General features: G+C 66.0%; 11 protein-coding genes. 3 read left to right on the top strand and 8 right to left on the bottom strand.

Annotation, left to right across the window (positions count from 1 at the left end):
• The first annotated feature begins 3 nt into the window (after positions 1–3).
• Both JJ918_RS09795 and JJ918_RS09790 read left to right on the top strand, forming a co-directional pair.
• The gene (locus JJ918_RS09795) at positions 4–621 is read left to right on the top strand and encodes a TetR/AcrR family transcriptional regulator (RefSeq protein ID WP_291886496.1); all 618 of its coding nucleotides are present in this window, start codon (positions 4–6) and stop codon (positions 619–621) included.
• Positions 622–652: 31 nt separating this feature from the next.
• Positions 653–2,050, top strand: coding sequence for a S41 family peptidase (locus tag JJ918_RS09790; protein WP_291886493.1), 1,398 nt, complete (start codon positions 653–655; stop codon positions 2,048–2,050).
• A 4-nt stretch (positions 2,051–2,054) separates the two neighbouring features.
• Here the strand turns inward: JJ918_RS09790 and dxs are convergent, their stop codons facing one another.
• From dxs to JJ918_RS09760, 6 genes are all read right to left on the bottom strand, one after another.
• The gene (gene dxs, locus JJ918_RS09785; RefSeq protein ID WP_291886490.1) at positions 2,055–3,980 is read right to left on the bottom strand and encodes a 1-deoxy-D-xylulose-5-phosphate synthase; all 1,926 of its coding nucleotides are present in this window, start codon (positions 3,978–3,980) and stop codon (positions 2,055–2,057) included.
• Positions 3,981–3,994: 14 nt separating this feature from the next.
• Entirely contained in the window at positions 3,995–4,882 is an 888-nt protein-coding gene (locus tag JJ918_RS09780; RefSeq protein ID WP_291886489.1) for a polyprenyl synthetase family protein, read from the bottom strand.
• A 9-nt stretch (positions 4,883–4,891) separates the two neighbouring features.
• Complete coding sequence (locus tag JJ918_RS09775) at positions 4,892–5,251, bottom strand: tRNA-binding protein (protein ID WP_291886485.1); 360 nt, start codon at positions 5,249–5,251, stop codon at positions 4,892–4,894.
• A gap of 1 nt (position 5,252) precedes the next feature.
• Entirely contained in the window at positions 5,253–5,501 is a 249-nt protein-coding gene (locus JJ918_RS09770) for an exodeoxyribonuclease VII small subunit (RefSeq protein ID WP_271185023.1), read from the bottom strand.
• Between the two features lie 66 nt (positions 5,502–5,567).
• Positions 5,568–6,170 (bottom strand): histidine phosphatase family protein, encoded by a 603-nt coding sequence (locus JJ918_RS09765; RefSeq protein ID WP_291886483.1) that lies wholly within the window; start codon positions 6,168–6,170, stop codon positions 5,568–5,570.
• A gap of 92 nt (positions 6,171–6,262) precedes the next feature.
• The gene (locus JJ918_RS09760; protein ID WP_291886480.1) at positions 6,263–7,195 is read right to left on the bottom strand and encodes a histone deacetylase family protein; all 933 of its coding nucleotides are present in this window, start codon (positions 7,193–7,195) and stop codon (positions 6,263–6,265) included.
• A gap of 151 nt (positions 7,196–7,346) precedes the next feature.
• On the opposite strand from JJ918_RS09760, the gene JJ918_RS09755 reads away from it, so the two are divergent.
• Positions 7,347–8,057 carry a type 1 glutamine amidotransferase domain-containing protein gene (locus tag JJ918_RS09755; protein WP_291886477.1) on the top strand — a complete coding sequence of 237 codons (711 nt, stop codon included), beginning with the start codon at positions 7,347–7,349 and terminating at the stop codon, positions 8,055–8,057.
• A gap of 20 nt (positions 8,058–8,077) precedes the next feature.
• Here the strand turns inward: JJ918_RS09755 and JJ918_RS09750 are convergent, their stop codons facing one another.
• Positions 8,078–8,500: an SET domain-containing protein gene (locus JJ918_RS09750; RefSeq protein WP_291886474.1), complete on the bottom strand. Its 423-nt coding sequence runs from the start codon at positions 8,498–8,500 to the stop codon at positions 8,078–8,080.
• Between the two features lie 152 nt (positions 8,501–8,652).
• Positions 8,653–9,525, bottom strand: coding sequence for an NAD(P)-dependent oxidoreductase (locus tag JJ918_RS09745; RefSeq protein ID WP_291886472.1), 873 nt, complete (start codon positions 9,523–9,525; stop codon positions 8,653–8,655).
• Between the last annotated feature and the right edge of the window lie 31 nt (positions 9,526–9,556).

Below are 9,556 nucleotides of genomic sequence, written 5' to 3'. Positions count from 1 at the left end.
CCGATGACCGGCAAGAGAGAAAGCAAAAAGCGGGCGGTTCGCAAAGCCCTCTATGACGCAGCCCACACACTGATCGAACGGGACGGCTATGATGCCGTCAGCGTCGACCAGATCGTCGCGGCCGCCGGCGTGGCCAAGGGGACCTTCTTCAACCATTTTCCGAGCAAGGCCGATCTGCTTGCCGAATGGTATGCGGATGTCATCGCGCGGACACGCATCGAACCCCCGGAGCTGACCAATGCGCCCCTGCCCCGGCGCCTGACCGCCCTCGCCCTGCGCAGTTCGGACTTTGCCGCAGCATCCCCCCGGATGTGGCAAGCCAAACACATGCATGCGGTTGCGACACCATCCGTCCAGGCTGCCGAGCGCCAGGCCGACCAACTGGTCGCCGGGGACATGGCTGAGATGATTGCCGCAGCCCGTGACGCGGGCGCGCTTCCCGCATCGACCGATGCCGAGGCCATGGCGGATCTGGTTGTCACGCTGGTCACGGGCTCCATTCGCGAATGGCTGACTTCGGGTCAGAGCGGCCAGCTGGAAGACCGCGTGGAGCGGCGGCTGTCACATCTGTGTGCGCTGGCAGGCTATCAGGCCCTTGCCCACGAGCCGGCGGATCGCTAAAAGATGACCGTAGTCATTTTTTGAGCGTCCCATGTCCCGAGCTTCCTCTCTTGCGATCTGCGCAGCACTGAGTCTGGCCGCCTGCAGCGAGACCTCCGCGCTCGCCCAGCCTCAAGAAATCTTCGACGGAAACGGCACAATCGAGCCGGCGCGCGGCATCTGGCACTCCGCCGAGTATGGCTGGGTCCTGGAGATCGACGCTGAAGGAATCACGCGCTGGCAGGATACGCCCGCCGGCTGTTACGCGGCCGAGCAGCACGGTCCGACCCTGATGAGCCAGGTGGAGTATCGCTACATCACGCCGCTGGGCTCAGACCGCGCGAAGTTCGAATACCTGCCCAGTGACGGCAATACGGTTTTCGAACGGCTGGACGCTTTGCCGGACTCCTGCGGCGCACAGGACCTTTCGAGCCGGCGCGCGACCTTCGATGTCTTCACCTCGATCTTCGAACGTCACTACGCCTTCTTCGAACGCCGCGGTGTCGACTGGCCGGCCCAGGTCACCGAGGCACGGGCCCGGCTGAGCGACGATATGAGCGATGCGGACGTCTTCGCCCTTCTCGCCAGCCTGATCGAACCGCTGGGCGACAGTCACACCAAGCTGATTGCCGAATTCGACGGCGAGCGTCATCGCGCCCAGTACGGGCTGGGGACCACCCTGCCCACGATCACCGGCGGTATCGGTGAAACGCCCTGGCTCATCGGCCTGATCGAGCAGACCCTAGGCGAGGTCCTCGACCCGGGCGCACGTCATATCGGCAATGACCGCGTAATCACCGGCATGATCGACGGCCGTGTCGGCTACATCCAGATCTTCACCATGGGCGGCTTCACGGACACGCAAACGCCCGGCACACCGGAATGGGCCGCCGCCGAGCTCGCTGCCCTGGACACCATGCTCGACGAAGCGCTGACCGGGTTTGCCGATGCGGATGCCGTCATCCTCGACCTGTCCAACAATCGCGGCGGCTATGATGCCGTGACGCGTGCGATCGCCAGCCGCTTCACCGACACGCCCTTCACCGGCTATACGGTCCGTACAGGCTGGAGCGATGAGCCCGATGCGGTTTACCGCATCGAGCCGCATGACGGGCCGCGCTATACCGGGCCCGTCTACGTGCTGACGAGCGACGTGACGGTGTCCGCTGGCGAGATCACGACGATGATGCTACGGCAATTGCCGAACGTGACACAGGCCGGCACCACGACACGCGGCGCCTTCTCGACCCCGTTGGCCAAACCGCTGCCCAATGGTTGGTATGTCGAGCTGGCGAACGAGATCTTCGCCGACGCCGAAGGCGTGGTGCACGAGGGGCGCGGGCTTGAGCCTGAAGTCCCGCTCGACGTCTTTGCCGCGGACGATCCCGTCGGCTCACACGGGCGGGCTGTCCAGGCGCTCGCCGAGCACGCGCTCACCCGCCTCGACTGAGCGGTCAGCTTGCCGCAAGCGCTGCGGCGATGCGTTCGGCGGCGGCTTCGTCTTGGCCCATCGCTTCGAGCGCACGGGCCGCGATGTGACGGGCGTTGAGGCCGGCCTCTTCATACATGTTGAAGGGCGTGTCCTGGTCCTGGAAGACGTCCGGCAGGGTCATGGTGCGGATCTTGAGCCCGCGATCCAGCGCGCCTTTCTCGGCCAGCATGTGCAACACGAATGCACCGAAACCGCCCCGCGCGCCCTCTTCGACCGTGATCAGGACTTCATGCTCGCGCGCCAGGCGCAGGATGAGGTCTTCGTCGAGCGGCTTGGCAAAGCGTGCATCGGCAACCGTGGTGGAAAAGCCCTGGGCCGCCAGCGCATCGGCAGCCTTCAGGCTCTCGGCCAGCCGCGTTCCCAGCGACAGGATGGCGATCCGCGAACCCTCGCGCACGATCCGGCCCTTGCCGATCTCGAGCGGCTCGATAACGTCCGGCATCTCGATACCCGTGCCATTGCCGCGCGGATAACGGAAGGCGGACGGACGGTCGTCGATCTGCGTCGCCGTCGCCACCATGCGCGACAGCTCCACCTCGTCTGCCGCCGCCATCAGCACCATGCCGGGCAATTGTCCGAGATAGCCGACGTCGAACGAGCCGGCATGCGTGCAGCCATCGGCCCCGACAAGGCCCGCACGGTCGATCGCAAAGCGGACCGGCAGGTTCTGGATGGCCACATCGTGGACAACCTGGTCGTAGCCGCGCTGCAGGAAGGTGGAATAGATCGCCGCGAAGGGCTTCATGCCATCGGCCGCAAGACCGGCCGCGAAAGTCACCGCGTGCTGTTCGGCAATGCCGACATCGAACATGCGCTCGGGGAAGCGCTCGCCGAACAGGTCGAGCCCGGTCCCGCCGGGCATGGCCGCGGTGATCGCCACGACACTGTCGTCCTTCTCGGCCTCGCGGATGAGCTGCTGTGCGAAGACCTTGGTGTAGGACGGCGGACCGCCCTTCGACTTCTGCTGCTCGCCGGTCACCACGTTGAACTTGGCGACGCCGTGATACTTGTCGTCGGCCGCTTCGGCGGGCGCATAGCCCTTGCCCTTCTGCGTGACGACGTGAACCAGCACGGGGCCATTGTCGCCGTCGCGGACATTGCGCAGCACCGGCACCAGCTGATCGAGATCATGGCCGTCGATCGGGCCGACATAGCGGAAGCCCATCTCTTCGAAGAGCGTGCCGCCCATGGCCATGCCGCGCATGTATTCCTCGGCCCGGCGGGCGGCCTCCTCGACATGCAGCGCCTTGGCCACGCCCTTGCCCAGCTTGCGCAGGCTCCGGTAGCTCTTCGAGGAGACCAGCCGCGCGAAATAATGGCTCATCGCACCGACCGGCGGTGCGATCGACATGTCGTTGTCGTTGAGGATGACGATCAGGCGGCCGCCGATATGGCCGGCATTGTTCATCGCCTCATAGGCCATGCCGGCCGACATCGACCCGTCGCCGATCACCGCGATGACATTGCGGTCCTCATGCTTGAGGTCGCGGCCCACGGCAAAGCCCAGCGCCGCCGAGATCGAGGTCGAGGCGTGCGCAGCGCCGAAGGGGTCGTATTCGCTTTCGGCCCGCTTGGTGAAACCGCTCAGCCCGCCGCCCTGACGCAGGGTGCGGATACGATCGCGCCGGCCGGTGAGGATCTTGTGCGGATAACACTGGTGCCCGACATCCCAGATCAGCGTGTCGCGCGGCGTATCGAAGACGTGATGCAATGCCGTGGTCAGCTCGACCACACCCAGACCGGCGCCCAGATGCCCGCCCGTCACCGAGACCGCGTCGATCGTCTCCGCCCGCAACTCGTCGGCCAGCTTGCGCAGCTGGTCGATCGAGAAATTGCGCATGTCGGAGGGATCTCGGACCTGGTCGAGGGTCGGGGTGGTGGGTGCCATACGGGTCCAGCCTTTCACGAGCGCCGGTCGAGGATGAAGTCGACGGCCTCTCTCAAAACATCTGCTCTCGCGCCGAAGGGTTCAAGGTGGTCCTTGGCCTGTGCGGCCAAGTGCCGCGAACGGGCTCGCGCGCCGTCTACCCCCAGAATGGTGACGAAGGTGGCTTTTCCTTGACCGGCGTCCTTGCCGGCCGCCTTGCCCATCTCCGCCTGGTCCCCCGTCGCATCCAGAAGGTCGTCCGTGATCTGATAGGCCAGTCCGAGGTCGTGAGCAAATCCTTCCAGCGCCCGGCGGATGTGATCTTCCACCTCGCGCAGGATCGTGCCGATCTCGACGGCATAATTGATCAGCGCGCCGGTCTTCATCCGATGCATGCGGGTGACGACCGAGATGTCGAACTGTTCCGTCTCGGCCCGGATGTCGATCATCTGGCCGCCCACCATGCCATAGGGACCGGAGGCGCGGGCGAGACGTTCGACCAGGCGCGAGCGCACGCTGCCGCGCTGATGGGTGTCGGGATGCGCAAGAATCTCGAACGCCGCCGACTGCAGGGCATCGCCGGCCAGAACAGCCGTCGCCTCGTCATAGGCCTTGTGGACCGTGGGACGGCCGCGGCGCATGTCGTCATCATCCATGCACGGCAGATCGTCATGGATCAGCGAATAGGCGTGGATGCATTCCAGCGCACAGGCCGCGCGCAGGACGCCGCGCTCGTCGGCATTCACCAGCCGGCCGGCCTCGACCGCCAGGAAGGGGCGCAACCGCTTGCCCGGGCCAAGCGCGGCATAGCGCATGGCCGAATTGAGATGCGCTTCGGGACCTTCCGCGCGCGGCAGCAGGGCATCCAGCGCCACGGTCACCCGGTCGGCAGCTTCATTCAGGCGTTGTTCGAAAGAATCCATTCGGCAGCCCTAATGCATCCGCGCGCCGTTGGGCACGGGCTTGTCCGGCGCCAGCAGGATGATCGCGCCCTCCGGATCGGATGCCCCGAGAACGAGGATTTCCGACTGGATGGGGCCAATCTGGCGCGGCGGGAAGTTGACGACAGCAAGCACCTGACGACCCACCAGGTCTTCCGGCTTGTAGTGCACGGTGATCTGGGCCGAGCTTTTCTTCTCGCCCAGCTCGGGTCCGAAATCGACCCACAGCTTGATCGCGGGTTTGCGCGCTTCCGGGAAAGCCTCCGCACGCACGACCGTGCCGACGCGGATATCGAGCTTCAGGAAATCCTCGATCGTGGCGAGCGGTCCCGCCGGCTCGTCCTGCGCCATGTCAGTCGAGCCCGGCCGGCTCGGTGGCCGGCTGGCCGTCCTCGCCCCGCACGATCTTCTCGACCTTCAGTTCGGCGGTCTTCAGCTTGCCCTCGCAATGCGCCCGCAGGGCCGCACCGCGCTCGTAGATCTGGATCGACTTCTCGAGTTCGACCTCGCCCGATTCGAGCTGCTGCACGATGCGCTCGAGCTCGGCGAGCGCCTGTTCGAAACTCAGCGTCTCGATGTCGGGTAGCGGCGTATCGGACATGGCTTCCTCTCATCTCGGGGCAGCATAGAAAGCGGACTAGGGTGCGGCAATGCCGCGATTACGGGCTCAACGCGGCCGGTATTCATAACGGCGCCAGGACCAGTAGGTATCACCGCCATCGCGGACACACACCCACCCGGACCCGCGCAATTGCGGACGCAGCATGCGGTTGAACCAGCCATGGGCGCACAAGACAACCGGTCCGGCTGCAGCCGCCTCGATCAGCTGGTCGGCGGCCTGTCTTGCCCGGGCCTCGGCGTCGACCCGGCTTTCCCGGCCGCGTGACCAGCCCATCCACCAGGAACAGCGCGCAAACACGCCCCAGGTCTTGGCCATGTAGCGCCCCGGCATGGGCGGCGGCGGCAGTTCGGCCTCGATGAAGACCGGATCGATAACGGGCGCCCGGTCAGGTGACACAGCCTGCGCCGTCTCGATGGCGCGGCGCAGGGAACTGGCAAAGACGGTGTGTGATTCTGCGGCAGCCTGGATCAGCGCGTCGGGCACGGACTGGCCATCGACCAGCCCTGCTGGCTGATACTCATTATCCCACCAGTCCTCGTATCCGCGCCAGTCGAGCCAGCGCTCGCGATTGGCGTCCGGACGGCCGTGACGGGCGATGGTGATACTGCCCGGCGACAGGCTCTGTAGGTCTGTAGAAGAACGGGTCATCGGGGTCGCACGGGGGAGAGTCAGCCAGCCGGTACGCCCCGTCGTTACCTGCCGACACTTCAATCCTGTGATGACGGGGAATGCCCGTCCGCTCAGGCCCGGGCAAGCGCGCGGACAAAGGCCGCGGCCGACCGGCCCAGTGCCGGGCAGTCGTATCCGCCCTCCAGCACGGAGACAAGCCGCGAATGCGCAAATTCCGATGCCAGGGCAGCCAGGCGTTCGGCCGCCCAGGCATAGTCCTCGTCGACCAGGCCAAGCCCGCCAAGCGGATCGTCCGCATGCGCATCGAAACCGGCGGAAACGAGAATGAGGGCCGGCTGTGTCTTGCGCAGCGCCGGAACGATTTCGGCCTCGAACGCAGCGCGCCAGGCCGCGCCGTCGGTTCCGTCGGGCAGCGGGACATTCACGACATTGCCGCCCAGGCCGGTTTCCCCGCGATGTCCGGTGCCCGGATAGAGCGGCGACTGGTGCAGCGAAGCAAACAGGACGCGCTCGTCGCGCTCGGCCAGGCATTGCGAGCCATTGCCATGGTGCACGTCGATATCGACAATCGCGACCGATGGCAGGCCGTGGACCTCGAGCGCATGCATGGCAGCGATGGCGACGGTGTTGAACAGGCAGAAACCCATCGGACGGTCGGGTTCGGCATGATGCCCTGGCGGCCGCGCCAGCAGGAAGACCGCCCCCTGCCCGTCCCGGATCACCGTATCGACGCCGGCGATGGCCCCGCCGGCCGCTGACAGCGCGGCCCGCGCCGACTGGCCGCAGACGATGGTGTCCGGGTCCAGCCCGACAAAGCCCTCGACACCCGCCTCGGCACAGGCCGTCAGCACGCGATCGACATGCTCGACCGTATGAAACCGGGCCAGGGCCTCGACCGGCGCCTGTTCGGCTTCCGCCCAGACCGTGCCGGCAATCCCGGCCAGGGCCTCATGCACCGCAGTATAGCGGCCGTCATGCTCGGGATGCCCGTCAGGCAGACGATGGGCGAGACTGGCGGGGCTGTCGATGAGGGTCGTCTTCATGGCCATCTGTCCGCTGGCTGCTGCAATCGGCACCCTAGCGGAGACCGGCGTCCTGTGCAGCCGCGGAACGGGACGGCGTTGCAGCCGTTGCGACGCTGAGGGGCGTGATCGCCCCGCACCCAGGCTCAGCCACGACCCAATGGAGGCTTCCATGACGTCACGCATTCTCATCCTCACGACCTCCCACGGCACGCTCGGCGAGACCGGCAAGCCGACCGGCTTTCACTGGCAGGAGCTGACCGATCCCTACTGGGCTTTCCGGGATGCCGGCGACACGGTCGAGATCGCCAGCGTGCATGGCGGCCAGCCGCCGGCGGATCCCGGCTCGGATGACGGCGAAGGCGAGCGCCCCCAGTCCGTGCAACGCTTCATGGATGACGAGAACGCCATGCGGGCCCTGAAGCAGGCCCGGCCGGCAGCCCATCTGACGCCCGGCAAATACGACGCCATTTACCTGCCCGGCGGCCACGGCACGATGTGGGACCTGCCCGACAGCAAGGCGGTTGCCGAACTGATCAGCAAGGCGTGGGAAGCCGGCGCCATCGTCGCAGCAGTCTGCCATGGCCCGGCCGGCCTCGTCGGCGCCACGCTCGCCGACGGCACGCCCTTGGTGAAAGGCAAGCGCGTCAACAGCTTTACCGATGCGGAGGAGCGCAAGGTCGGGCTGGATGAGGTCGTGCCCTTCCTGCTGGAAAGCCGCCTGCGCGAGCTGGGCGCCATCTTCGAAGGCAATGACGAGGCTTTCGGCCCCCATGTCGCGCGCGACGGCCGCCTGATCACGGGCCAAAACCCGGCTTCGAGCAAGCCGCTCGCAGACCAGGTGCTGGCCGCGCTCAAGAACAGGCAGTCGGGACCGGCCTAGCGCGCCGGGCTGCGGCGGGTCTAACCGCTGACAGCGGCGATCCGCGCGGCCTGCCGGCGCCGGGCCGGTGTCGGCAGCAGCACGACATTCTCCATGAACTGGCTGTAGTCGCACAGGATTTCCTCGCCCTGGGCGATATCACGAATGGCGACGCCGCTTCCGTCAGCGGCCGAGAAGTCGAGGTTCGGCGTGCTGGAATGGTTCAGGAAGCGGGCGTGATCGCCATCGAGCAGATAGCCGTTCAGGCTCCGGTCGAAATAGGCGTAGCGCTGGATATAGCCACGGTAGACCGGCGGCCGTTCCGCCAGTTGCGCCTCGGTAAGCACGAGATCGGTCGCCGGATCGAGCATCCACATCAAAGTGCCCTTGCGGATCCGCTTGGCAGCAAACACGCCCAGCCCTTCCAGCGGGCTGGGTTGAAGATAGGTTTCGACCAGAAGCATGGGTCTGACACTCCGGCCGGCCGCGTCGACGGCCGGCGAGAATGAAGCGGCCGGGCCAGCCAGCCGCAGAGTGCGACGCTCCAACGCTCATATTGGCGAATTTTCGCGCGATGCAAGCGGTATTTTGAACCCGGGCGATCACCGCGCCGGCATCAATGCCCCAGCGTGACGTTCATGATTTTTACGCCCGGCGGTGCGGGCACATCCTCCGGCACGAAGAAGTCGGGCAGGAGCTCGATTTCGGGATCATAGGAATACTTGTCGAGATCGCGCTCGCCCTCTTCCCAGAGGAAGGTGTCGTCGATGATGAAATTGCCGGTGAATTCGGCCGCCGGCTTGTTCAGCACGGCATAGGCCGTATCGGCGAGGATTTCCGGCTTGCGGCAATTCTTCATCGCCTCCTCGCCAGCCAGCACGTTGGAGATCGCGGCTGTCGCGACGGCGGTGCGCGGCCAGATCGCATTCGCGCCAATCTTGCCCTTGAATTCCTCGCCCCAGCCCAGCACGCACAGGCTCATCTGGTATTTCGCCGAGGTGTAGGCGACATGGGGTCCGAACCACAGGCCACGCATGTCCAGCGGCGGCGCCAGGGCGATAATGTGCGGGTTCTCTGCCTTCATCAGGTGGGGCAGGCATTTCTGGGTGGTCAGGAAGGTGCCGCGGCCATTGACCTGGTGCATGAGATCATACCGCTTCATCGGCGTGTCGGCCGTGCCCCGCGGAAAGATTGCCGAGGCATTGTTGATCACGGCATCGATACCGCCGAAACGGTCAACGGCAGCAGCAACCGCGGCCTCGACCTCCTCCTCGTGACGGATATCGCATTTCACGGCGAGGGCCTGGCCGCCGGCCTTCTCGATGGTCTCGGCAGCCGTGTGGATCGTCCCCTCAAGGCGCGGATCCGGCGTGTCGGACTTCGCGGCGATGACGATATTGGCACCGTCACGCGCACAACGCTCGCCGATCGCCAGGCCGATACCGCGGCTGGCACCCGTGATGAAGATCGTCTTGCCCTTGAGGCTCATGGCCATGTCTCCCCGGCTGGATGTATCCGGA

Origin of the sequence: Maricaulis sp. (genome assembly GCF_017642925.1) — a bacterium.
In the GTDB taxonomy this organism is placed as follows: domain Bacteria; phylum Pseudomonadota; class Alphaproteobacteria; order Caulobacterales; family Maricaulaceae; genus Maricaulis.
Note: the sequence above shows the minus strand (reverse complement) of the source record. Positions and strands in the feature narration are given on the sequence as shown.